The organism is Deltaproteobacteria bacterium, assembly GCA_019309045.1.
Classification (GTDB): domain Bacteria; phylum Desulfobacterota; class Syntrophobacteria; order BM002; family BM002; genus JAFDGZ01.
In genome coordinates, this window is the sequence record JAFDGZ010000006.1 from 1 (window position 1) to 25,290 (window position 25,290).

A 25,290-nucleotide genomic window follows, 5' to 3' on the forward strand; every position below is an offset into this window, starting at 1 on the left:
TTTCTGAAAGAGCAGAGGTCCGGGTGTAATGTCCAGCATCATCAGGGCGCCGAGCATAACAGCGGTTGCGCCCCCCCCTGGGATCCCTAGAGTGAGTAGCGGCAAGAGGGCTCCGCCGCTGGCAGCGTTGTTGGCAGCTTCAGGACAGGCGACTCCCCTGATGTCACCCTTGCCAAAGGTTTCAGGATTCTTGGCCAACCGCTTTTCGATGTCATAGGAGAGGAAGGAGGCCAGAGTTGCCCCGGCACCAGGCAGCACACCCACAAAGAAACCGATAATTGTGCCTCGCAGAATCGAACCCAGACTGAACAAGAACTCTTTGAAAGAGATCCACAGGCTCTTCGGTTTGATGACTTGTCCTCTAGCGCCAGATCTGAGCTCTTCTGCAACGATGATCACCTCAGAAATGGCAAACATGCCTATGGCCACGACTATGAAGTCTATGCCGTCTTGAAGAAAGGGATTGCCAAAAGTGAAGCGTGGTGCTCCTGAAACAATGTCAATACCAACCGTAGCCATCATCAGGCCAAATACAGTGGCCATAATGGCTCTCACCACAGATCTGCCAGTCAAACTCGCCACAGTGCAGAGGCCGAAGGCAAATAAAGAAAAAAACTCAGCAGGGCCAAATCGGAGGGCAATTCGGGCTACAGGTTCTCCAATAAAGGTGAGAGCAACCACGCTGAAGGTGCCCGCAATAAATGAGCCAATTGCAGATACGGCCAGGGCCGACCCAGCACGACCCTGCAGTGCCATCTTGTAGCCGTCTATGGTGGTAACTACCGAGGCAGATTCGCCGGGGATATTTACCAGAATGGAAGTGGTAGAGCCGCCATACATGGCGCCGTAGTAGACCGCAGCCAGCATGATCATCGCCGATGTGGAAGGCATGCTGAACACCATGGGTAGAAGGATGGCAATTGTTCCCGTGGGGCCCAACCCTGGAAGCACACCCACCACCGTGCCCACCAGACAACCAACGAAGGCAATTACAATATTAAAGGGCGTGAAGGCGACGCCAAGTCCGTAGAGCAGATTATGAAACATGTACCATCACCTTATTATTCCTTCAAATATGCCCATGGGCAACCTGATCTGCAGTCCTTTGCTGAAGGTGAGGTAAATGGCAATGGTAAACACCACTGCCACGGAAATCCCCAGGTACCAGCGGCGCTCGCCCAACAGAAAGATGAGAGCGCTCAACAATACTATGCTGCATAATATGAAGCCCAGGTAGGGAAGAAGGAACACATAGGCTATGAGGAGCGCCCACATGAAGTAGAACTGCCATCTGTTGAGCAGCCGTTGCCAGAGACTCTCACCGGGGGTCTCCTGTTCTGCTCCTCTGTCGTCACCTGGAAAGATTAACAACCAGAGAGCTCCCAATCCCATAATCAGGCCCAGAATAGTCGGGAAGACGGACGGGCCTGGCACTCCCGGCACATTGTAAAACGGCGGCAAATCCAGACCCGTCCGAATATAGCCAAGCACTCCCACAATTATTACTAGAGCTTCGAGGCGGGTTCTAGTGAGTATTTTTCTGTTTTTCATCAGTCGCTCAGGATTTGCTGATGGTAAGCACCTGGGTTACTTCACAAAGCCCAGCTCCTTCAGAAGGGTCTTATAGCGTTGGTACTCATCTTTGACAAAACTGGCAAAGTCATCGCCAAACTTGACGACAGGTTCCCAGCCAAGTTTTTGCCGCTCACTATTCCACTCCGGCGTTGCCACCATCTTTTTGATGGTCGCCACCCAGAACTCTTTGGCCTCTTTTGACACTCCAGGTGCCATGTAGAGGCCGCGCCAGATGTTGAACACCACATCCACTCCCTGCTCACGAGCAGTGGCTAAATCAGGGAAAGCTTTCAACCTGTTTTCAGACAGCACCGCAAGCACGCGCACTTTGCCGGCTTCCAATTGCCCAGCCACCTCCGAGAGGTCGAGTGAGCCCACCTCAACATGGCCGCCAAGAAGAGAGGCCAGAGCTTCACCTCCACCCTGATAGGGCACATAGGAGATCTTCAATGGGTCCACGCCAATTTCTTTGGCCAGCAAGGCAACCTTGATGTGATCCATACCGCCGGGTGCAGAACCGCCGGCAAAAGTCACCGACTTGGGGTCCGCCTTCAATGCCTTGACCAGATCAGCAAGCGTCTTGAACTTTGAGTCGGCCCGTACCACATAGCCTCCGAATTCGCTTGCCACCTGTGCCAGCGGCGTAATGTCATCGTAGGTGTAGGGAGTTCTCTTGATGGCCATGCTGAAGGTGAGCGCATTCGAGGCTGCTACCAGCAAATTGTTGTCTCCCCGCCGTTTCTTTACCACATAGGCAATGGCAACTGAACCGCTGCCCCCTGGCATATTGGCAACATAGGCCGGCTGTTTGATCAAGGCTGTCTTTTGCAGCACTCGGGCTGATGTTCGACAAATAGTATCCCAACCGCCTCCTGGATTGGCAGGGGCGATAAATTCAATGGCCTCTTTGGGCTCCCAGGCAACAGCGAGTGATGCTTGCACTGCCACCAAAAAGCCGATCAACACCGCCACAAACACTGTCAGCAAGGCAACTCGTTTCATTTGAAACCTCCTTTCATTCTCAGGTGATGTTTCCTTTACTTCCCTGAACTCCTGCACACGCCACCTTATTACCTCAAGGCGAGGCGACCACGAGCTCTCCTCGCACCATTTCCACACCACACTCTCTCAGGGCGAAGATACCACCGAACCGTTGACTTTCATACGGTTGATTTCTTCTTCCGATATTCCCAGGGACCTGAGTAAATCCAGGCTTCCCTGCCCCACATCCGGAGGATCGCTGCGCAGACCAAAATCGTATTTGCCTATGCGCAGAGGTATCTTAGGAAGTTTGGCTGTCCTGCCGCCAGGAAGATTTGTCTGCAGCAGGCCGCCACTCTCATTGAGGTGTGGATCATCGAAGAGTTCTTCAGGCCTGGCCACGGGTGCAAAGGGTATTGCAGCTTTCTCGCACATTTGCAAGATTTGTTCATGGTCCATGCCGTTGAACAGCTCCTGCAGTTTGGCGATCAGCATTTGCCTCTGGGCAATTCTGTCGTTGTTGGTGGCAAGACTCTCATCATTTTTCAATGAATAGAGTTGAAAGGTCTCACAGAACCGCCTCCACTGTTCATCACTGGTAATGCCCACAAATACCTCTTTACCGTCTCTGGACTGAAAGCGATCGTAAACCGCCCAGGAGCTCACTCTCTCAGGCATGGGCGAAGCTGGCTCACCTGTCACTGCTGCATAAGCCATATGCTGACCCATGAGAAATGCAGTAGCTTCATAAAGAGAGGCGATAATGAACTGGCCTCGTCCGGTCTTCTCTCTTTCGTAAAGTGCTGTGAGAATTCCAACCACCCCGTAAGTCCCACCTAGAATATCGGTTACTGAAGCGCCCACCCGAAACGGCCGACCTCCAGGGCCGGTCATATAAGCGAGGCCACTCATCATTTGCACGACTTCATCGAGAGCAGGGCGATTTTCATAGGGCCCGGGCATGAACCCTTTGAGTGAGCAGTAGATTATGCGGCTGTTGATCTGGGCTACCTCTCTGTAGCTGAATCCCAGGCGGTCAACAGCCCCAGGACCAAAGTTTTCGATCAAGACGTCGGAGTGAGCAATCAGTTTTCTCAGGACTTTCTTGCCGCTGTCTGCTTTGAGATCCAGTGCCAGGCTCTTTTTGTTGCGATTCAAGAACGGGAAAAAACCTCGGCCGAAACCAGTAAGCCTCCGAGTGTTGTCACCATTCGGGGCCCTTTCTATCTTGATTACTTCAGCCCCCATATCTGCCAGGATCAAGCCGCAGGTTGGCCCCATAACCGTATGTCCCAGTTCCAGCACGCGTATTCCCTCCAGGGGCAGCGCCTTTTGCTCTCGCTTCATGTTACAGTTTCTCTCCTTCCATTTGCCCAAAGGGCCTCCAGGAGCCCAGTTCCCTTTTACAGCAGCCAGAGCATCAATTTATGGTTTGTACCCCAGTTGGCCAGACAACTGCTGGGCAGCTTTCTTCAGGAGCGCCAGGCTCGTTGCACACTGATTGGCGGAGAACCGTTGAATTGGCCCCGCTATGGAGAGAGCAGCGCACAGCCGTTTACCATAATCGAAGACAGGCACTGCCAGGGCCGCAACCTCAGATACTCGTTCGCCAACACTGAAGGCATACCCTCGAGTGCGGATTGTTTGCAGCTCCACGCCCAGTACTTTGGCATCAGTAATGGTATTTGGTGTGAATCTCTCCAGGGAATCTTGCCTGAGGACTTCCTGCCTGATTTCTTCGGGTCCAAAAGCAAGCAATACTTTGCCGCTCGCCCCAGCATGGAGCGCCAGCGACTGTCCTACAATCTCGGAGGCGTAACGTACGGGATGCTGTCCTTCCTCCCGGGCAACGCATCGCCTCTGCCAACCATCCAGCACATAGAGCGCTGAGGTCTCACCTGTGCTGCAAGCCAGGGCCCGCAAGAGAGGCCTGGCCAAAGAAATCAGAGGATTATGCTTTTCATACGCCTTTGCCAGGGAAAGAACTTTACCACCCAGACTGTATTTTCCGGTTGCAGAATCATGGGTGAGATACGACTTTGACACCAGCGTACCGCACAGCCGGATGATCCTGCTCTTGTTCAGTCCAGTGAGGGTGCTGATCTCTTTGAGCGTCAATGAAGCATGGGTTTCGAGACACTCCATGATAGTCAGCGCCTTGACCACAGCTGCAATGTGTCTCTCGGACTCTTTCATTGCCTGTTTCACTCGTCAGCAGATTTTCTGCATTTTCCTGAGCACCCGGCTCATATGCCCGGCAAGGGGTCTGGCTAACATCTCTTCCAGCAGTTCGCTGAGTCGGCAGATTCTCTGCAAATCCACCCCTGTGGGAACGCCTGCAGCTTCAAACATATGCACTGCATCTTCAGTAGGCACATTACCGCCAGCCCCATCCACGAAAGGGCAGCCACCCAGGCCGCCAACACAGACGTCGAAGAGGCGTATGCCTTCTTCATAGGCAGCCAGAGTGTTTACCAGGCCCAGTCCTCTGGTGTTGTGCAAATGCAGTGAAATGGTTATCTCAGGAAACTCACCCTGTATCCTGCGCAGCAAGCTTCGAATCTGCCTGGGGCCAGCCATTCCCGTGGTGTCGGCCAGGTTTATCTCGCTGGCTCCGGAAGCGGCCAGATACTCTGCAGTGGCCAGCACCGTGTCCTCAGAAATCTCGCCCTCATAGACGCAGCCGAAAGCGCACTGTATTCCCGCCCTCACGCTCAGGCCGGTTTCCCTTGCTTCTCTGATGAGAGCCGTCATTTCTGCCAGTGCAGTCTTCGCTGGCCGGCCAACATTTTTCCTGCTGTGGCTGTCGCTGGCAGACACTGACATGCTCAGGTGCGCCAGACCACACTTTTGCGCTCTCTCTAGACCTTTTGCATTCAGTACGAGTGCCGTCAGCACCACATCTTCAGGGACGTTAGTCAACACCCTGACCAGTTCGTCAGTGTTCGCCATTTGCGGCACGAGTCTAGGATGAACGAATGAGCCAACCTGGATTCTTTTTATCCCTGAATCAACGAGTTGCCGGAAAATGCGGACTTTTTCGTCCAGCGAAAAAATGCGACTCTCGTTCTGGAGTCCGTCGCGTAGTGTTTCATCTTCTAGGGTGAGCAGCATCTGGGGCCTTGTTGTAAGAAGGTTGCATAAAATTCTATTAGATAGAATAATATTCTATCTTGGTTACCATTATAAGGCTCCGATGTCAAGTCGCAAAGCACTCTCTATAGGAGTCTGTTCAAGGGCCCCGGCCTGCCGCATCCTATCCACCCTGCATCGAGGCGACCCGGCCAAGCTGTCTTTCAGAAAAGCATCGTTGGGGTCAGTTGGCATTAGACCTTGTTATTGAGGCAATATTCTTAAATAATAGTAGAAAACAATATAAGTAAAACCCGAAAATGATGAACCGACAAGGTTGGCTTTCCCTTTATGAATCAGGAGGAAAACTCATGCGTGCCACTGTTCTCGCTGTCCTGGTGAGTGTTCTGCTAGCAAGCCCCAGCTTTGCCGCTGATGGGGTAGTAAGCCTCAGGAGCAGTTACGATGTCAAGACAACAGCTGATAGATTGGAGAAGATCCTCCAGGAGAAGGGCATGACTGTCTTCATTAGAATTGATCATGCCAAGGCGGCAAGCAAGGTGGGCAAAGATCTTCGCCCTACAGAACTCATTATATTTGGCAACCCCAAGGTGGGCACCTCCCTGATGCTTTGCAGCCAAACAGCTGGCATCGATCTTCCTCTAAAAGCCCTGATCTGGCAGGATCAAATCGGTCAGGTGTGGCTGTCGTACAATGATCCCAATTATCTTGTCTGGCGCCATCATATGAAAGGCTGCCAGGAGGTGATAAACAAGATAACCTCCGCCTTGCAAAACTTCGCCACTGCCGCTGCCAGTCCTTGAGTCTTCCAGACGAGTCCTGGCAATATCAGCTGGCGAACCTCAAATCGCTGCTTGCGTCGTAAAAGACATTGGCAGGCTGCTCACCGGCCAGCACAAGGCGATAGCTGTCAACCATTATGCCGGCGATGATCTGATTTGTCATAATGACGGAGGGCTCTGGCCGGTATATACACGACTCTCGCAACCGTCTGAATGAAGAGATCTGTCTTTCCGCAACAATCTCTTGCAGACCCAGAAGCTCAGCAGGGGTACCATCATTGCTGCCGGGGCTGTAGACAATGACCTGGCCTGCAGCCACGTTGCTGCCGCCGCTCACCAGCATCTTTCCCGTAAGCTGACACAGTTCGCTTATAACAATTCTGCTTTCAAAATTGTCCACACAGTCGAAGACCACATCAAACCCAGAGATGTCACTGTCCCTGCTCAGATAGTCCACCACAGCTACCGCCTCTGTGGTGAACATAGAATTGAGTCGCCTGGCAAGGATTTCAGCTTTGTTGGAACCAACGCCGGCATGCAATAGCACCTGTCTGTTGAGGTTGGTTACTTCCACCACATCGGGATCAATAAAGGTAATGTGTCGAAAACCAGAAAATCCCAGGGCAAGGCCGACAAAGTTCCCGAGCGCTCCCGCCCCTACCACACAGATCTTCTTGGTGGCACTGTCGATGACCACCTGCTTGCTCTTGTAAGAAACGACTTCACTGGGTACTGGCCATCCCAGCAAAACGTTCTTGGTATCTTCCAATGCCAGACCAGCAGCAATTATCCCCAGAATGCCGTCATGCACACATTCTCCCGGCAGCTGTCTGGCACAGACGATCTCTTCGAGCTCCTGCCACTCGCGCCCTTTCCTGTAGGTGAATACCTTGCAGCCCTGCTCATTGTTTTTCTGGTAGCAGAAGGCCCTGACAAGTGGAACGTCATCCTGGTAGGCTCTGTTGAGCATCAGCTTGTTGGCAAGGCCAAACTGACTCAGATCAACTATTAGCTGGCAGTCACGAAAAATATCGTCCCACATGGGATGCGTGTAGAATCCCTCGACATGCGTCAATCTCAGCTTGGGATTCAGCTGACTTGCCGCGTCTGCGAGCCCCTCGTGCAACCATGGAGCAATCACCACCAGGTTACAGATGCCAAGAGCTGCAGCGGCCAGCAAGTAGTGAGAGGCGAGGTAGTCGGAATCGCCAACAACACCTATCTTGGCGCGCTCGAGAACACTCTGATTCCAACCCGGAATCCGCAGCTGTCTGTCCAGTCTATCTTCAAACATGGTTTGTCTTGCCAGCGGCAAAATAGATTTCCACTCCAGGGCCCACTCAAGACTATCCTACATCCTTTCAATTAGCTCTGGCGGTGGAGAGGTCACTGGTTTAATTTTCTCCGCTATTTCGCCAGCCAGCGCCCGCACCTCAGCAGGCGATAGATCCAGGGCGGAGTCCACAACTGTCATCTCGGCCTCCTTGCCTGCAATAGTAACCTCACCAGAAAGTATTCCTCTTTTCTTGTAATAGATCTCCTGGGAATGCCAGCCTTTGTCCCCAATAACAATACAGTAACAAAAGCTGCCGTAAATGGTCTCCAGGACCATAGCCTCTTCAACAGGCTTGTCCGTAACTAAACAGACGCTCCCCTGGCGCAAGTCCTCAACACTATAGTGATCTTTGCGCAACAGAACTAGATCCCGAATTACCAACTCTTTCTTGGCCACTGGTCGCCTTACTAGAGGACTGACATAATCCAGCACTGTGAGATGGTTCTCTCTGTCAATTTCTGAGAACATTTCATACTGCAGTTCCCCATGTGAGTGAATCCAGCCGTTCACTATCAAATGCGATGGCAAGCTCTCCAAAAATGCTGCTATACTTTCAGGCTTCAGCTCTGTGTGATCCTGAAAATTAGCCTGATCTCGGGGCAGTCCCACATCAGTGATCACCTCCGGATTGTCTTTGCTCGCTAGAGTAAAGCCATACCATTCAAAACTGTCTTTGAAGATTTCCTTGATCAGTTCACACGTCCTGTAAGCCTTATTTTTTGCATAGGCGGTGATCTGCACCTTTTCAGGCAGCGAATGCAATGGCAACTCCAGAACGCTCTTCCGTTTCAATTGCGCTAGACTCTTCAGGCTCATGAAAGCCTCGCTTTCACGTAGCTGCCATTTACCACGAATTCTCCCTGGTGTTTACCCGGCAGCTCGTACATCTTGTCCAGCAGTACCCTGTGCAGGATGCTCGTCAAGCCTCGCGCCCCAATGCCCTCTTTGGTGGCATGCCGCGCCATTTCGGTCAAGGCCTCATCCGTAACCTTGAGCTCTATATCCCAGGCCCTCAGATCATTGCTGTAGGCTCGCAAGGGACTATCTTCACTCTTGGTAAGAATCTCTTTCAAATTCTGGGTGGTCAGAGAATTGTAGACAACCCTCACCGGAAAGCGGGCCATGAGTTGTCTTTCCATGCCAAAAGAGACCAGGTCTTCGGTGAGGAGGTATTCTTTCCAGTCACCTTTGAGCCCGTGCTCCTCCATGCGGTTCTTGACAATATCATCGATCTTGTCATATACCCCGCCAGCAATGAACAGCACGTGTCTGGTGGACAACATCAACCTCTCTCTGCCAAGTTCGATGGTATTTTCTACGCCTTCCACCATTTTGAGGAGCCCTTTCTGTACTCCTTTGCCGGAGACATCCTTGTAAGCCGCCTGTTCAGTGGCTATCTTGTCAAGCTCATCCAGATAGACAATTCCCATCTGGGCCACTTGTGAATTGCCTCCTCCTGCTATGAGAAGATCTACCAGGATATCGCTGGTGTTTTGCCCCACATATCCTACCTCACTGAATTTGGTCATGTCCTCCACCACAAAAGGCACACCAACCAGTGCCGAGGCGGTCTCCCCGGTGTAGGTCTTGCCGCAACCAGTGGGACCTATCATCAATATGTTCGCCTTCGGCGTCCTGGTTTGCCTCAGTGCTCTGTCAATATCTTGACCATTCTCTACCATGGCCTCCTTCAGTGCGTGCCCCAGCCTGCGATAATGGTACGCAATTGCCGTAGCAATAACCCTCTTGCCCTTCTCCTGGCCAATAATGAACCTGTCCATTTCTGCTTTGAGCTCTGCCGGGGTCTTGTCAAACTCCACAATATGTTCCACCGTTTCATTGGCCTGCAGCTCCCGAAGCTTATCTATCTTTTCTTGAATCCTTCTGCGGCTTTCACGTGATATACTCTCATACATATCAGGCAACCTCGTTTCTACTGGTTGGCCACCAGCCACTGCTGATCATAATTGCCCAAAATACTAAGGTCTTCTCCTGCTGTTGCAACTACATGGGCCCCGCTGCCGCCATCAAGACCACACCCCAGTCGGTATGACCGCCTTGATGGCTAGCGTCCTTCAAGCTCGCTTCGACCCGTTGGCATACTCTTTCGACAAAAGCACGCAGAAATGCAGCGATGACAGCTGGTGCTCATCGAGTCTGGCGTTCTGTTGATAAAGCCGGCAGGCAAGAAGGAGTTCTTCCGGTGAATTTGCAAATTGGACATAAGGATTATCCACTATGTCCAATATTGCTTCAGTAAGGCGATATGTTTTTTCTGACACAAGAGAAAACAATGGAAGATCCATTGACTCTTTTTCCACCGTGCTCAATTTCTCTACAGATCCGTCGTGCTCCATAGACCGTTCGAGGTCTCGGATAAATGTTTCATCGAGTCCGTACTTTTCCACAACTGCGCTTACCCTGGAAAATGGCGTTCTGCGAAACACCTGCTTCTGCCTTTTGCGGGCCCTTGTGCTGATAATTCCTTGCAAAAGGTGTTTCTCAGAGGTACTCATTTTTTACTTCCACCTCACCCGAGATAATTTTCGGATGATCGGCCGGAATGCGGTAGTCGTCAAAATTGACTATCCTTACATAGGTGGTAACCCTGTCGAGGCTGTGATAACCGTTTCGCCTTCTGGGGTTGTAGCCATGGTAGAGGGCAAGCAGCCCCAATTCCAGGGAGCGTATCACGTTTTGGGCAGAAAATTCTGTTGCCGGTGTAAACTGTTTCATACAAATTTCCTGCTTGGCAGCATGTCGGAAAAGAAAAGGGTGTTTGTACCTGTCGAGCACATACGGTCTAGGGGTACCGCTGGTGGATACTGCCACCCGGCAATCAGGAAACAGGTAGAGACGGCCATAATAGTCCTTGAGGGCGTATTCACCCGTATGCACGTATACGTGATAATCTCCAGCACGTCCTTCTCTGAACAAGCCAAAGTCATCTAGACTGCAAGAACCCTTATCTGCTATGTACAACAGCAGCGCGACATACTTCTTGTCCAATTTCGCCAGCTTTTCCCTCTCTGCCACCTCCTTCTGCAGACGATATTTCTCGGCGACCCTGAACTGCACTTTTGACGCCGCCTCCAGCCAGTCCTGTAATTCTTTTGCCTCCATAAGGCCGTCTGCAGGGTAGTGATCCTGCGAATACGTATCAGCAAAACTCTCGAGCAGTGTCTGAAGTGAATTGTCATCGCGATACCTTTCCGCCTCGCGGTAATAGGAAGCTGGCACGCTCAGCCTTTCCGCCAGTAGAGCCAGGATTTCCTCGCTGTTCAAGGTGCGTCGGTGCAGACCTTTGCGCCTCCCTACAAAGTGAGGCATTATCTGAAAAATAATAGTCTGCAATTTGTCATCAGGCCCAAAGGCGTCTCTAACCCAGGAGTTTACCTTGCTGTCGAGCAATCCCGTCCGCAGTCTATGGTAGGAATCCGGGTAGAGCCGGCCATACTGACGCACCAGTGACTCGAGTGTCACCGACCTCACAAAGAGCTGCCCTGCAACCTGGAGAACGACAGGAAGAGATTCTTCAGAGCCACTTTCTGCCAATACAGTGGCCTCTTTTTGCACCTCAGGATCGAAGAGCAATGGCACATAGAGCACCCCTTGCTGTACGACAAAGGGACCATTATTCGCAAGTAGTTTAGCCATCAACTACCAATCTCCGCCTTCCTGAGGCTTGATCGCCCGGATGGGCACATAAAGATAGTTCTCACCAATTTCAGTCTGCTGTCTCTCCACATAATTAAGCGCCCTATCGTCGATCTCCTTGCCTCTGCTGAGTAGTTTGCCTCCCTTGAGCTGCCGACGAATCTCTTCTACTATTTGCCGCTCTTCAATGCTCAGGTCTTCCCTGGCCAATGTCTGCTCGCACAGTTGCCTCAGGCTCTTGCCCTCATATGTACCAGGCTCGTAAATATCAACCAGCCCTTCCCTTGCCTGCCCAGCCATTATCTCTACTACCAGTGGCAGCAGCCTCTCTTCTTTTGCCCGCCTTGCCACATCCTGGTCCAGCTCTACATCAGCCATGCTACTCTCCTCCATGCATTTCTTTCGCCAATTTTCATTATTTTAACTCATGGGAAACACAAAAGGTAAGCAGCGAACATGTCAGTGTCGATCAAGGCGTCACCCGAGGACGGGAGATGATATGTATCTCCAGGGCATTGGACCACTGATGGTTTGCTATCTCCTTTTCTAGTCATCATCTCCCAGAGGCAGCATTGCCATTCATAGAAAAGAACACCCGTCAAATGGCTCATGCCAAATGGAGTCAATCTTTGCACACAGTTTCACGGGTAAAATCACGAGCCGCGGCGACTCCTTCCTTTTCGGCAAATAGCTGAATCCACTCCTGCACTCGCGCTTCACCGTAAGCATCTTTCCAGGCAGCCACTATAAGGTCCACTGGAACGTCTGCAAAGGTACCGTGGTGGGCAACGTATTCCATGAAGCGGTTGTTCTGCGCGTCGTAAGGGTGGAAGAGGGAGTCATGCCGCCCATCAAACTCCAGAGGCGGCACTCCGTGCCGCTCGCAAAGCTCTCGATTGAAAGTAGGCGTGGCCTTCACCCATTTGCCTTCTAGATAGAACTCGACGAAGCCGTGATACACAAAGAGGTTGCTGCCCAGAAAATCAAGAAGCTGCTTTGTGGCCAGATGATTGCGTACCGTGGCAAATCCGAGCCGCGTCGGGATGCCACAGGCGCGGGCCAGAGCGCACAACAATGACGCCTTGGGAACGCAGAAGCCCCTGCCCTTTGCCAGTACTTTGCTTGCCTGGTAGTGGACCGGCAGGTGAAAGGCGCAGTATGGATCGTAGCGGATACCATCTCGCACAGCCAGATATAGTCTCACTGCCTGTTCAACCTGATCGTAGCAGCCAGCGACTGTTTGTTTCGCATACCTTTCCACAGGTAGCTGATCGCTGTCTATGATTGCCGTAGGCTGTAGATAGATTGCCCTGCTCTCTTTCATTGTCCTTCACATCCGTCTGTACCAGGCGCAGCCTGCACCGTAGCGCTCGGACTACGGCAGATTTTTCTGCCACTCTTTGGCAAAGATCTTTGCTACTTTGTTGGTCTGGGAAGGATCTATCTTCAGTGCTTTGGCAACTTCCGCATATAATCTTTTACGATCGCGGTTTTCGGCATCCACCAGAGTCTGCAAATCTCTCTTTTCTTTTAGCCCCAAGCCCTTGGTATGGGCCACTGACACATAGCCATCCTGGCCTTCTTTGAGGTTGCCATTCTGGTAATAGGGCTTCGTGAGACTATAGCGGGCTTTCATCTCCTTCTTCAACGCCCGTATGGTCGGGTTGGAAACTGTGGTCACTTCGCCAGCCCACGCCTCGAGAGCGGTCAGATGAAATAGCTCATATTGCAGTAGCGATTCTTGGTCCTTCTTGGGGGACTGCTCTTTTTCTTCTGTATTCTTGCCTCGAATGTCACTGACAATCTCCCCGGCAACTGATTCCACCTCTTTTTCAGGGAAATAGATGTTGATAGTTACGCAGGCAAATACTGTGAGTATACCGAAAACAACCAAAACTTTCGCCGTCTTCCGAGAACCTTTCATTTCCACCTCTCCCCTTGTCCCCCGGTTAACACCACATTACTCTAATCTGCATCCATCGGGCTGGCAAGTCGGGGCATCAGCAGAACAACCCCCACTTCCCAGAACAGACTGGCGCATTGGGGCTATTTTATCACTGGCCCAGTGCTGTCAGCGGTGATCCGTTTCAGGCGTCCCACCATATCTTTGAAACTTACTCGATTATCGACGTTTTGGTTGATGACATCAACTCCCGTAAGTCCAGCTCTTCGTACCAGATATTCCTTGCCCCCTTCTTTGACAATACCGTTCACCTTAAAGATATCATTCTGCAAAGAAGCTCGCACCCCCATTTTTCTATAGGAAAAATGCTTGAAAAAGGGAGTGAGAAGTCTGGCTGCCCCCATGAAGGGACTCTGAGCCCCGCCTAGTTGGGCAATGTGGTCTATGGCCTTCAGGCTGATTTTCTGCCTGACCCCTTTCTTTTTTACAGTCTGTAGCAACAGGTCAAAACTCTGCGGTTGCCCGTCCACAATCTCCAGATCGTTGACATAGCCGCTGAGAATTCCCTGAACTCTGCCGAAACCGGTTCCTCTAGTGGCAAGGTCGAGATTCAGGTCCTTTACTTTCACATTGCACCTGAGAAGGGGGGCGGGAGAATAGATGGCGCTCGCACCTAAATCCGAGATGAGCAGTTCACCGTCGAAAACGTGCACAGTCACGTGCCCCGAAGTGGTAATGGTGTCTTTTTCGACTACAATCGGTGCCAGTCGGCCTGTCACATCCCCATTGATGGGCCGAGGCCACATATCGTGCAGCAATGGCTGCAGCTCTTTGATGTCGATAGCCATACTGGTCTGTAAATGGGGCCGTCCGCTGTAGGGATTGCGCACCTCGATCCGGCCTAGACTCACTTTTCCCCCTGGCAGGAAAAGCTCAACTCCATTCTTCACTCTCAGGGTATTACCCACGCTTTCGAGGTTCAAATGGAGCGGCTGTTCCGAGAAAAGCGGCAGTTTCAGAATCTCCACGGCTAGAAACCCATTTACTGCCTTGCCTGCTGTACCCTTTGAACCACTTTGATAGCTGATGGGAAAATCGACTTTTATTCCCTCTATTCCTATTTTCTTCTCCGGCACCACCAGACTCCCATCTCTCCAGCGAAGGTGACCTGTTCCCTGCTTTTGAGACCCATTGCTAGATAAGGAAAACTCCCCGGATACTGTGCCGCTCACCTGCAATGCTGGAAGCAAGGCATTTTCACTCTTGAATGGCTCCACCAAGAAGTGCTGAAAGATGGGCCTCAGCGGAGCTCTGCCGAGAGAAAGCCGCGCATGCACGGGGCGGCCCTGGCGCTGCAGCTGCATAGAGCCAGTGCCTTCAACAGTCAACAGATTTTTTAGATCCACAACCATTCTCCCCATCTTTAACGACTCTGCCGCCAGGTCGTAGGTGGCCTCGGTCCGTGCAGAGAAAGCGTTCTCACCAAGGTTCAGATAGAATCTGTCATAAAGCATCTCACCCGCAGGGACCTGCAGGGAAATGGTGGCCTCCACAGCAGGTTCTTTGAATTTCTTGCGCCCCTTCGCTTCCGCAGTCAAGGAGAGCCCCTCTGCCACAATGCTCTGTTCTTTGTTTTGCAAGGCCACCTTCTCCAGGACAATTCTCCCCCAGAAAGTCGTCTCTCGCCCAGGCCTCACCGTGGATTCTATCCGAATAGAATCTACTCCCTCCACCTGCCAATCGCTGGGAAGCAGTCCCAGGGCCGCAAGAGCTTCGAAAAGATGGGTACGCTCACCCCGGAGGCTCAAGTGCGCTTGTTGATCTCGAACATCCAGGGCAAGCTGAAGGTTCTTCAGGATTGAAGAGTGGAAGCGGAGATGAGGGATTGACACAGATTTCTCGGAGATATCCACGGTACCCTCTGCTGCTCTGAGATGTACATCGCTGAACAGCTTCTTCCCTGGACCTAGAGGTAGTCGCACTACAGGCAACTCAGCCGTCACCTCTTCTATGAGAAAGCGAGGATACCTCCCACTGAGAGAAAATCCCGCCTCAAAAGACTGCAGCTCTATTCCGCCGACAGCTGCCAGAGCTTTATCTATGGTCATCGACAAGAATAGTTGTGGAAAGGGCAGCTTTCCTCTGGCTGAAATGCGGCCATTCAGAGTGGCAGCCACTCTGGCCCTCTCAGTGGAGTAAGAAAACACGTTGTTCTCCAGGCGCCCCCGCAAATCAGTATCCCAGAGCCAACCGGCCGCCGTTTTCGCAGCACGGATCAAGCCGTCTCCTTTGATAATTCCTGTCAAAGCCACTGCACGCAGCTTCTTCTTCGTATCACCCGGGAGCAGCCAGGCGATACCAGCGGGAATCACGCTTGCCTCTCTGATTTCCACATATACCTTGGGTTGAGCGCCAAAGTTTCCCTTCAGTGCCCCTTGCAATTGGGCCAGTCCTTCCACTGTCAACTGAAATACTGGTACGGAGAAACTCTCCTCTCTGAGGTCGAGGCTACCATTCGCACTCACATGCGTCATGATTGGTGTACGGCTGCTAGCCGCGAGCCTGCGCATGGAAGCCCTGCGAGCGTCCACGATAATGGATCCAAAGTCGAGCCGCTTCGTGTTCAGGTGATACTTGAACCGCGCTCTCACCTCCATGGCTTCCACCGATGCCTCTGGACTGTGCAATACTCCCCCCCGGAGAGTGACAAGACACTCTATATTCGGTTTCAGTAGTGAGACCACTCCTTCAGTAAGCAGATGGATATCTGAGCTGCTGAAGCTGATCTCTTCGGAAGGCAAGCTGAAGTTGGCTGTCGAAGATACTTCCAGACGACCATCACTGTGCAAAGAAGCGTGCACCTGTTCGAACTGGATTACTGCCTGGGGAAGCTGCGCAGTAATTCTGCTGTTGACTACCTCCGCCCCTTCAAGCCTTATCTCTTTGAAAAGGAAAAAAGCCACCAGCTTCTTTATTATTCTCGAGGTCAGCGACCATTGCTGTTTTTCTCCCTGGCGGCTCTGCTTGGTCAGCACAGGCTGTCCAGATACGTTGATGCTCAGACCATGCATTAAGAGTTTCTCGAAAACAAGAGACCTCTCACCGAGCCCCCCCACCAGCCGCATGTCCGCCTCGAACTCTTCCAAACTAAGGAGAAATTTGCCCCCAGTCGGAGATGATCTCACCGTTATATGGCCAGCCTTCAAATGCAAGGGGGAAATAGAATACTCCAATGTGCCAATGTTGACCACAGCTTTGCTTCGCTGAGCAAACGAATTTTCCAGTAGATTTTTGACGCGCCAGGGATGAGTGTAGTAATAATAGGTGAGGCCGGCAATCGCTCCCATAAGAAGCAATGAGAGCACGATGACGACAAGAAGTAGTCTCTTGATTTTCATTTGATTACAGCCCTGGCGCCGATTTTCGGCTGTCAGCCAGCCAAAATGACGGCACTCATTATAGCGGTGCTAGCCTGCAGTTGCTATGAATAATTGAGGGCCTTGACAGCAGCCAACGATAAAGCTGCGGGCAGTGAAGAGAACATCTGGTGGATCAGGACAAGGCAAGGCTATTGGGGTAACAGCGGGCTCTTGGCAACAAACTCTCTCTTGCCTGCCCTTTGGCAGTAAGTGTCAGCAGTACTTTCAGCAAAGAACTGCGACCATTACACGAGACCACAGGCGTGGACCAGGCTATTCCAGACTGGTCACCCGAACTGGTTGCCTCCGGGAGAAGAAAAGACAAATGGTTGGTCGCAGAAAAAAACTATCTTTTCCTGCTGACCTGACCTCTGCCACTGATGCCAATCCTTGTTAGCGTGAAAACATATAGGTAAACTGGCGTCCCGCATTGCTTTCCATCTCCTGCCATTGTGCCAGCCCCTCCCAGGCCACATCATAGGCATTGCCGGCACTCCAGAGCAGCCAGCCTCGTGATTTCGACTCCTTCAATGCCAAGAGCTGTTGAACCACGTACTCTCCGTTGAACTTCTTGGTCCCGAAGGGAAAGGCCTGAATCCACGGACGCACAGTCACCCTGCTGCCTTTGAGCAGCGCTGCAAACCGGGCACACGTCTTGGAAACCAATAAGAAGGGGGCATCGCCTGGATTGGCCAGGCCGTGAAATCGGTTGTAGAAATGCGATGGATAAATCATCGGAGATATCACGTCGCAATGTGCTGCCAGGGCTGCTATGTTCTGGCCGGTCATGGCCACATCTTCCACACGATCCCAGGCTGTTATGCCAAAGACATCAATGGATAGCAGCACTTTGTACGGTTGCAGCTCTCGATAGGCCCTGGCAAGAAACCTGGTTATAATTTCATCCCTGCTGATTTTTCCTGGCTCATCATCACGGGCATCACCCTCGCCCAGGGCAACTGTGGGAAAGCGAATATAGTCGAACTGTATCTCGTCAACACCCATGGCAGCCACTTCTTTTGCAATCTCTATGCAGTAGTCCTGCACCTCCACTCTGGCTGGATCGACCCAGGCGATTTTGCCGTTGTCCATTACTGGTGCCCCATTCACTGATGAACGCAGGGCGAATTCAGGCCGCTTTCTGGCCAGAAGTGGATCGTAGAAGAGCACCAGCCTGACACCGATGTGCAATCCTTTCTGATGTAGATAGTGAAATAGCTTTGCTGGATCACTGACTGCTGCACAGTTGCTGGCCCCAATGGACCTGGCCAGAGGGACCTTTGAAGTGTACGACAGTTTTCCCGACATATCCTTGCCGTCCAGGATGACCGTATTGCCGCCATTGGCAAGCAGAGTATCGGCCAGCCTGGTGATCTTCTGGCAGGCCATGGAATAGCGGTTCACATAAATGCCTTTTGCGAGGAAATCTCTCTGCTTGGCAATGGTCTTGGCTTTCAGCGGCGTTGATCTCACCAAAGGTACAATGAGCTGTTGTTTCGGGTGGATAAGAGACCCTTTGAGGTGGTTGAGTTTCTTGATCTGCTCAGTGAGATCGCTCGTAGTAAGTGACTCTGTCAAAGGCAGATACTGGCGAGCTATTCTGTCGAGCGTCTCACCAGTGGCTACCACATGAACAAATCTGCCATGAGAATGATCTTCCTTGCCGCCAGCCTCCGCAGCCAAGCACAACAGCGTCATTATTCCCATGGCCAGGGCACAAACCTTTTTCCTGTACAATAGTTTCCAGGCCAATCCACCATACCTCCAGCTCGCCTGACTCGTTTTTCTTTGCTGTGGTGGAGATGGATAGCAAGAAGCGTGCTCAAAATTATACTATTATGAAACGATTTAAAAATAGGTATGATTAAAGGTAGGTTATTGTATACATTTTTTTCTAGATACAGACTTTTGAGGAAATTATAAACCTTATATTATCTTTTAGAACACTCTATGCGGGTTTCTGCGGCAAATAGTACATAAGAGGGCACGGCCATGAAATCACGGAGCCCCACAGCCGACACTGATGAATTACCTTTTGTCAGCCTCTAATGCGCCAGGAAACCACCGTCAACAGCTAGAGTATGGCCAGTCACGTAAGAAGCAGCGTCGGAACAAAGCCAGACCACAGCCTCAGCCACTTCCTCCGGCTCTGCCATTCGGCCCATAGGCTGCTGAGCCAAAATCAGCTGCTCAACTTTTTGCTCCCCCTGCGTGAAAGCCGCAGCCATGGGTGTGCCCACAATACTTGGACAGACAGCATTGATACGGATGTTGTCTCTGGCATATTCAAGAGCTGCCGCTTTTGTCAGACCCACGACGCCGTGTTTGCTGGCCACATAGGGCGACCAGCCCCAGAGCCCTACCAGACCTGCCACTGAAGAGGTGTTGACAATGACGCCTCCACCCTGAGCCCTCATTGCCGGAATTTCGTATTTCATGCACAGCCAGACTCCCTTGAGATTGGTTTGCATGACCTCATCCCAGAGCTCTTCAGCACAGTCAGCGGTCAGGCCTTGAACTCCAGCAATGCCGGCATTGTTGTGGGCACAATCAATCCTGCCGTACTTTTCCACTACCGTAGTCACCGCTGCCTTTACCTGTATCCCCTTTGTCACATCAGTGTGCACGAACAAAGCATCTCCACCCATGGAGCGGACCATTTCCACAGTTTCTTCCCCACCGGCAACATTTAAATCAGCAATGACCACGCCGGCGCCTTCTCTTGCCAGAGCAATGGCCACGGCTCTGCCAATGCCAGACGCCCCACCAGTAACAAGTGCTGTTTTTCCAGCAAGTCTCATCACCTCACCTCTCCTTCCACCCCAGCAACCACTGGGACCAGGAGTTTTTCCACCTCTTGCATTTATAGTGGCCGCACCTTGAGAGCAGACCCTCCCCTACAACTCTTCTTTGGGATATCTCTCCTGGGTCGCGCCATTAAATACCTGGGCGATTTCTCATGTCAGGTTTCTCTTTAGAATCACCAGGAAGTCCTGGATATTTGTCACTATTGAGGTCACTCCCAGGGTTCCTCTGTCTCGCAGCTTGTTTACCGCAAATTCAGAGACATCAACAGCATAGATATACACGGGTCTGACTTGACCGTTTACCACCTGATAGCATGGAGTCATATTGCCGGCAGCAATGGAATGCAGTTGAGTGGCAAGGCCAATCAAGGTAGTGGCTCTCGAGGTGTGCACCCTCATGGCGTCCTGGGCCTCGGTTGCGCTCACAATGACCCCAGGCAGCGGGCCATCATCGCGGATAGAGCCAGCCAAGACCACAGGGACCTTGTTCCGGCTGCACGCCCAGAGCACGCCATTTGCCAGCTTTTCCCTTGCTAACAACTCTTCTATGGATCCGCTGGCGCGAGCCCGATTCAGTACATCCAGGTGGTTGTAGTGCCCATTGGCGACCGGAGCCTGAGTATAAATATCCTGCCCTAGAGCAGTACGAAACATGGCAGCCTCCAGGTCATGGGTAGCCAGAGCGTTGCCAGCCAGGACAGCGTGCACATAGCCATGCTCTATCAAAGCTACCATGGCCTCTCGAGAATCTGAATCGAACACCACCGCCGGCCCCAGCACCCAGACGATGTAGCCCTGTTGTCGGTCGTGTCTGAGCAGGTCGTAGAGCACGTCATAGTCCCGCGAATAAGAAGTCTCTCGCGTTCTGCCTTTCCGAAAGGCAAATTTCTCACCTACCTTCGCCTGCTCTTGAAAACCACTGTCGTGGACGTAGATGCCCTCTTCACCACTTTCACTTCTGCCTAGCACAACTCTATCACCAGGTCTGAGCCGCCGCTGCTCCAGCACCCGAATATTCTTCTCGTTCTCTTCACCGAGCACCACCACACAGTCCATTCTGCTCTGCTGAGCCAGAACCCATTCCCCTTTAATCTTAAAATACTCTGGAAATACCGTGGTTGCGTGAAAATTCTCTGGTGCCACCCCTGCTTGGCGAACCACCCCACTCCGCACATCCGGTGCTTCTCTAAACTCTGTCCGGCTGAAATCAGGTGGCAGGTAGTGTGGTATTTCAAAGCCCATAAGACGCTCTCCCTTCTCACCCAACTTGACGGCCATCCTTGGTTGGACACTGTCCAACAATGCAGAATCTGGATGTTCTGCAGCGGTGACTCGCCTGGGCACCCCAGCTTTCACTCTGTCAGCTGGGCAGCAAGCCATCACCTACCAGCCTATTGCAGGCGTAGGACAATCTTGCCGATATTTTCATTCCGTTCCATGCGCAGGGTGGCTGCATGCAACTCGGTAAATGGGTAGACAGAGTCCACCACTGCTTTGAGCTTTCCTGTCTTGAAGTGCGGCAAAACTTCCCGAGCAAACCTCTGCGTCACCGCTATTTTCTCTTCCAGGGGCCTTGCCCGCAGCGTGCTGCCCACAAGGCGAAGACGTTTGCTGAGAATCATTGCCAGTGGCGTCTCAGCCTTAGCGCCGCCCAATAATCCCAGCAGCACCAACCTGCCGCCATCTCTCAGAACTGCCAAGTTCTTCTGCCAATAGCCGGCTCCTATTGTGTCCAGGACAATGTCAACACTGTCCTGGCCAAATTTGCTTACCACTACTTCCAGGAAATCTTCTTTGCGATAATTTATGCCGGTAAAAGGAGCAAGGGCTTGCACTTCAGCCAGTTTCTCGTCACTGCCAGCAGTGCCGATGCTCTTCCCTCCCAGAAGGTGTACGAGTTGCACCGCCGCAGTACCTATGCCTCCAGCGACAGCGTGAATCAGGACCACACTGCCAGATCTGAACTCTGCCTGCGATACCAGGGCATCGTAGGCTACCATAAATGCTTCGGGTACTGCCGCCGCTTCCACATCGTCCAGTTCTTCTGGCACAACCACCACGAGGCGCTGATGGCTTACAACCTGCTCAGCGTATCCTCCCCCTGCCACCACACCGAAAACGCGCTCGCCCCCCTGCCATTCGGTCACCCGTTCACCTATTTGATCGATAGTACCGACGAATTCCAACCCAGGAACATCCTGCGGCGCACCAACGGGAGCCGGGTAAAGCCCTCGACGTTGCAGAAGGTCTGCCCTGTTGAGTGAAGTAGCTGTTACCCTGATACGAACAAACTCACCCGATGCCTCCAGATCTGGTCGTTGTTGAATTACCAGGTTGTTCACCTCTCTGCCGAATTTTTCTATTACAGCACACTTCATATTATCTCTCGGAAAAGGTTTTCCTGCTCCCGCCGCTGATTCCTTGGCTTTCTTTACCACAGGCGACTTTCACAGGTGACAGCCATGCCCAGTGTGAGTATTATACCTTGTCTGTTACTCTCTTGCCGCCCAACAGGGCCAAGGTTCTCCGTGTCTCAGGCGGACATTTGTAATGAAGGACGGCATTGCCATGTCACGGACAACTCTTTACTTGCTGATGGCCGCACACGTGCTGCTCGCCGCAGGCACCTATGTATTTGGCAAAGCAGCTGCCGTGGGCTTCCCTGACGCAGGCAGCCTCACCTTGGCGAGATCTCTGGGAGCAGCCCTCATTCTCTTGGTCATCTCAGGTTGGCTGCTGCCAAAGCCCTCATTCAGCCGAGGGGAATGGCTGAAACTGGTTGGCTTCGGCATCCTCCTGGTGCCCATGAACCAGTATGCCTTCCTGCAGGGACTCCGACATACAGTTCCCAGCCATCCAGCCCTGTTCTATGCCCTGACACCTCTGGGAGTGCTGCTGCTGAGCAGTGCCGTCAAACTCAACCTGCCCTCGGCGAGAACTTGCAGTGGGGTGATAATGGCCCTTGCCGGTGTCCTCTGTATTCTCAGACCTTGGACCCAAGGAGAATTTGTCCGCCAACTCAGAACTGGTGATCTCTGGGTTATATGCGCAGTTCTCGCCTGGGTAGTCTACACAGTGGCCGCCTCCAGGACATGCCAGAACCACGATCCACGGGTTGTCACTTCCTGGAGCCTCATTTTCGGAGCCCTGGCAATGATACCCATATCAGGACGTACCCTTCTGACCATGGATTATAACTCAATCAGCAGTGAAGCCTGGCTTGGTCTCCTGTGGCTGGTGATCATGACAAGCGTGCTGATGATGCTGGCCTGGAATCTGCTGCTCCGCCACTTGACTCCGGTGCAGGTGGCTGTATGTACCAATGCCCAGCCCCCCACTACGGTCGCCCTCTCAGTTTTTCTGGCTGCTCTAGGCTTCCTGCCAGGCAAGCAGGATCTCGGTCTTTTCTTCTGGCTGGGTATGCTCCTCACCCTCATCGGGGTTTTCCTGGTGCAGGCCAGCTCACCAACTGTGCCAGCCACTCCCAGGTAACCAGCTTGCAGGTAGGCCTGTTGCCTAAATTATCAATAGTCAGGCGGACTCTCTTCATCGAACAACTCCCTCAAGGCATCGTGCAGCGAAGCAGTCCCCCGAATTTCCATATCGGCAACATCCTGCAAGCCTTCCGCGCTACCTCTGGGAACAAGGCAGCGGCTAAACCCCAATCTGGCAGCCTCCTTCACCCTGATGGCAACCCGGCTGACGCCCCGTACTTCTCCTGTCAAACCAATCTCACCCAGGACAACCGTCCCAGGGTCTATGGGTTTTTCAAGAAAGCTCGAAGCCACTGCCGCGGCAATGGCCAGATCCACCGCTGGCTCATCCACCCTCACTCCTCCAGCAGCATTCACGAAAATATCTTGCTGGGCCAGCGAGTAGCCTACCTTCTTTTCCAGGACCGCCAGCAGCAAGGCCAGCCTGTTATGGTCAACTCCCATAGTGGTGCGGCGCGGAATGGCCAGACTTGAAGGGCTCACCAGTGCCTGCACCTCCACCAGCAGTGGTCTGCTGCCCTCAATTGCTGCTGTAATTGCAGAGCCGGCAACACCAAGCGGTCTTTCAGCAAGAAAGAGTTCAGATGGATTCATTACCTGGCACAACCCTTTTTCACTCATCTCGAAAACACCAATCTCATTGGTGGATCCATAGCGATTTTTTATAGCTCGCAGGATGCGGAAGCTGTGCCCCCTGTCGCCTTCGAAATAGAGAACCGTATCCACCATGTGTTCCAGTACCCGTGGTCCTGCAATGGCACCTTCCTTAGTCACATGCCCCACGAGGAAAGTTGGACGGTTTGCCTTCTTGGCCTCCAGAATCACTCGGCTGGCGCAGTGGCGAACCTGACTCACACTTCCGGGAGCAGATTCCAGCTGGTTGCTATAGACTGTTTGTACTGAATCAATGGCAAGGACGTCAGGATCGAGTTTTTCCGTGAGGCCCAGAATATTTTCCAGCAAAGAATCTGCCACCACGTAAAGCCATGGAGAACTGATACCCACCCGCCTCGAACGCAGCCTGATCTGATCGGCTGACTCCTCCCCGGAGGCATAGAGCAGTGTTTTCCCCCCCGTAGAAACACCATGCAAGGCTTGCAGCAGCAGAGTAGACTTGCCGATGCCGGGCTCGCCGCCAATGAGCACTACCGAACCAGCCACAACTCCACCGCCCAGCACCCGGTCGAGTTCGTCAATGCCAGTTGACAAACGCCGAGGTCCCTGACCGGCAGTTCTGCCGTCGAGAGGCTCTGCCTCTACAGTGGCTGCTGGCAACAGCTGTGCAGGATGTTGGGCGTCAATTTTTTCTTCCAGCAAAGAATTCCATTGACTGCAGCCTGGACAGCGACCCAGCCATTTCGGGCTGCGAAAACCACATTCCTGACAAACATATTGTGTACTTGGTTCTTTAGCCATAGAATCTCACTCGGATTGCTGCCTGAAACACTGCTTCCATAATGAAGCCATGTCCATGTTCTGCATACAGACTCCCTCTTTGTGTCATGCAGCATTTTTATTGTCAAGAGTGCCAACCACCGAGCTCTTCATGAATTAGATCTGCCCCCACTGCATCAAACGGTCGCAGCAGGCCTGGCTGGATTCATGGCTTCTTTATCACACCCGGCTGCTGGTGGTCATTCCGATGGGATCAACACCTTCACTTTCTGCCTCATTTGTAAAAGACGAGCGCAGGGCTAGGAAATGTTCTGCCGAGCTCGACAAAAGATGAAACTTGTTTGTCCTCGCAGGTTGACAAAGCTCTGTCCCTGTGCTTATATGACAACTCGGCTCTTGCTGCAGGTGAGAGCTTTTCATTGAGACCAAACAAAATCATGCAGTGAACATTTGAGGAGAAATGTGATGGCAGGGAAAAATGTTTTCGAGGTAACTGACGAAGGTTTCGAAGGTGACGTACTCAAATCCGACATGCCAGTGCTCGTCGATTTCTGGGCTCCATGGTGTGGTCCATGCAGGGCTATTGCTCCAGTAGTCGAGGAGCTGGCAGTTGAATATGACGGCAAATTGAAGGTTGGCAAGTGTAATGTGGACGAGAATCCAAAAACACCAGGGCAGTTTGGCATCAGGGCCATACCCACACTGATTCTTTTCAAAGAGGGCAAAGTTACCGAGCAAATCACTGGAGCTGTATCAAAGTCGCAGATCGATGCTGCCATCAAGAAAGTAATGTAGATGTTGATTCACTGGTGGGTTTTCTAGATAAAATCCTGCTCTTCTCCTGACCA

At 52.3% G+C, this 25,290-nt stretch carries 23 protein-coding genes; 3 read left to right on the top strand and 20 right to left on the bottom strand.

Going from position 1 to position 25,290, the window contains the following annotated elements; genetic code table 11:
* The 6 genes from JRI89_02345 to JRI89_02370 form a co-directional block, all read right to left on the bottom strand.
* The coding region (locus JRI89_02345) for a tripartite tricarboxylate transporter permease (GenBank protein MBW2070072.1) at window positions 1-1,047 on the bottom strand (1,047 nt) is incomplete at its 3' end.
* Window positions 1,048-1,053: 6 nt separating this feature from the next.
* Window positions 1,054-1,551 carry a tripartite tricarboxylate transporter TctB family protein gene (locus JRI89_02350; protein MBW2070073.1) on the bottom strand — a complete coding sequence of 166 codons (498 nt, stop codon included), beginning with the start codon at window positions 1,549-1,551 and terminating at the stop codon, window positions 1,054-1,056.
* 36 nt (window positions 1,552-1,587) lie between these two features.
* Window positions 1,588-2,577 carry a tripartite tricarboxylate transporter substrate binding protein gene (locus JRI89_02355; GenBank protein ID MBW2070074.1) on the bottom strand — a complete coding sequence of 330 codons (990 nt, stop codon included), beginning with the start codon at window positions 2,575-2,577 and terminating at the stop codon, window positions 1,588-1,590.
* A gap of 126 nt (window positions 2,578-2,703) precedes the next feature.
* Window positions 2,704-3,903: a CoA transferase gene (locus tag JRI89_02360; protein ID MBW2070075.1), complete on the bottom strand. Its 1,200-nt coding sequence runs from the start codon at window positions 3,901-3,903 to the stop codon at window positions 2,704-2,706.
* A gap of 78 nt (window positions 3,904-3,981) precedes the next feature.
* The gene (locus JRI89_02365; GenBank protein ID MBW2070076.1) at window positions 3,982-4,752 is read right to left on the bottom strand and encodes an IclR family transcriptional regulator; all 771 of its coding nucleotides are present in this window, start codon (window positions 4,750-4,752) and stop codon (window positions 3,982-3,984) included.
* Between the two features lie 15 nt (window positions 4,753-4,767).
* On the bottom strand, window positions 4,768-5,670 hold the full coding sequence (locus tag JRI89_02370; GenBank protein ID MBW2070077.1) for a hydroxymethylglutaryl-CoA lyase: 903 nt from the start codon (window positions 5,668-5,670) through the stop codon (window positions 4,768-4,770).
* Between the two features lie 329 nt (window positions 5,671-5,999).
* Between JRI89_02370 and JRI89_02375 the strand changes: the two genes are divergently transcribed.
* Window positions 6,000-6,452, top strand: coding sequence for a DUF302 domain-containing protein (locus JRI89_02375; GenBank protein ID MBW2070078.1), 453 nt, complete (start codon window positions 6,000-6,002; stop codon window positions 6,450-6,452).
* 25 nt (window positions 6,453-6,477) lie between these two features.
* Here JRI89_02375 and JRI89_02380 read toward each other — a convergent pair whose 3' ends face one another.
* From JRI89_02380 to JRI89_02440, 13 genes are all read right to left on the bottom strand, one after another.
* Entirely contained in the window at window positions 6,478-7,725 is a 1,248-nt protein-coding gene (locus JRI89_02380) for a ThiF family adenylyltransferase (protein ID MBW2070079.1), read from the bottom strand.
* A 57-nt stretch (window positions 7,726-7,782) separates the two neighbouring features.
* On the bottom strand, window positions 7,783-8,583 hold the full coding sequence (locus JRI89_02385; protein ID MBW2070080.1) for a hypothetical protein: 801 nt from the start codon (window positions 8,581-8,583) through the stop codon (window positions 7,783-7,785).
* Window positions 8,580-9,683, bottom strand: coding sequence for an AAA family ATPase (locus tag JRI89_02390; GenBank protein MBW2070081.1), 1,104 nt, complete (start codon window positions 9,681-9,683; stop codon window positions 8,580-8,582). The genes JRI89_02385 and JRI89_02390 overlap by 4 nt, the downstream gene beginning before the upstream one ends.
* Before the next feature lie 159 nt (window positions 9,684-9,842).
* Entirely contained in the window at window positions 9,843-10,283 is a 441-nt protein-coding gene (locus tag JRI89_02395; protein ID MBW2070082.1) for a hypothetical protein, read from the bottom strand.
* Window positions 10,270-11,424 (bottom strand): hypothetical protein, encoded by a 1,155-nt coding sequence (locus tag JRI89_02400; protein ID MBW2070083.1) that lies wholly within the window; start codon window positions 11,422-11,424, stop codon window positions 10,270-10,272. The genes JRI89_02395 and JRI89_02400 overlap by 14 nt, the downstream gene beginning before the upstream one ends.
* Window positions 11,425-11,427: 3 nt before the next feature.
* A complete protein-coding gene (locus JRI89_02405; GenBank protein ID MBW2070084.1) occupies window positions 11,428-11,802 on the bottom strand; it encodes a hypothetical protein in 375 nt (124 codons plus the stop codon).
* Between the two features lie 244 nt (window positions 11,803-12,046).
* A complete protein-coding gene (locus tag JRI89_02410; GenBank protein MBW2070085.1) occupies window positions 12,047-12,748 on the bottom strand; it encodes a transglutaminase domain-containing protein in 702 nt (233 codons plus the stop codon).
* Between the two features lie 51 nt (window positions 12,749-12,799).
* Window positions 12,800-13,348: a DUF1318 domain-containing protein gene (locus tag JRI89_02415; protein MBW2070086.1), complete on the bottom strand. Its 549-nt coding sequence runs from the start codon at window positions 13,346-13,348 to the stop codon at window positions 12,800-12,802.
* A gap of 122 nt (window positions 13,349-13,470) precedes the next feature.
* The gene (locus JRI89_02420; protein ID MBW2070087.1) at window positions 13,471-16,725 is read right to left on the bottom strand and encodes a hypothetical protein; all 3,255 of its coding nucleotides are present in this window, start codon (window positions 16,723-16,725) and stop codon (window positions 13,471-13,473) included.
* A 414-nt stretch (window positions 16,726-17,139) separates the two neighbouring features.
* The gene (locus JRI89_02425; GenBank protein ID MBW2070088.1) at window positions 17,140-18,498 is read right to left on the bottom strand and encodes a LysM peptidoglycan-binding domain-containing protein; all 1,359 of its coding nucleotides are present in this window, start codon (window positions 18,496-18,498) and stop codon (window positions 17,140-17,142) included.
* Between the two features lie 293 nt (window positions 18,499-18,791).
* Window positions 18,792-19,547: an SDR family oxidoreductase gene (locus tag JRI89_02430; GenBank protein ID MBW2070089.1), complete on the bottom strand. Its 756-nt coding sequence runs from the start codon at window positions 19,545-19,547 to the stop codon at window positions 18,792-18,794.
* A 156-nt stretch (window positions 19,548-19,703) separates the two neighbouring features.
* The gene (locus tag JRI89_02435) at window positions 19,704-20,795 is read right to left on the bottom strand and encodes a hypothetical protein (GenBank protein MBW2070090.1); all 1,092 of its coding nucleotides are present in this window, start codon (window positions 20,793-20,795) and stop codon (window positions 19,704-19,706) included.
* Between the two features lie 149 nt (window positions 20,796-20,944).
* Window positions 20,945-21,931 (bottom strand): NAD(P)H-quinone oxidoreductase, encoded by a 987-nt coding sequence (locus tag JRI89_02440; GenBank protein MBW2070091.1) that lies wholly within the window; start codon window positions 21,929-21,931, stop codon window positions 20,945-20,947.
* Window positions 21,932-22,103: 172 nt separating this feature from the next.
* Between JRI89_02440 and JRI89_02445 the strand changes: the two genes are divergently transcribed.
* A complete protein-coding gene (locus JRI89_02445; GenBank protein ID MBW2070092.1) occupies window positions 22,104-23,045 on the top strand; it encodes a DMT family transporter in 942 nt (313 codons plus the stop codon).
* 32 nt (window positions 23,046-23,077) lie between these two features.
* Here JRI89_02445 and radA read toward each other — a convergent pair whose 3' ends face one another.
* Window positions 23,078-24,463 carry a DNA repair protein RadA gene (gene radA, locus JRI89_02450; protein MBW2070093.1) on the bottom strand — a complete coding sequence of 462 codons (1,386 nt, stop codon included), beginning with the start codon at window positions 24,461-24,463 and terminating at the stop codon, window positions 23,078-23,080.
* 444 nt (window positions 24,464-24,907) lie between these two features.
* Between radA and trxA the strand changes: the two genes are divergently transcribed.
* Window positions 24,908-25,237: a thioredoxin gene (gene trxA, locus JRI89_02455; protein MBW2070094.1), complete on the top strand. Its 330-nt coding sequence runs from the start codon at window positions 24,908-24,910 to the stop codon at window positions 25,235-25,237.
* The last annotated feature ends 53 nt before the right edge of the window (window positions 25,238-25,290 follow it).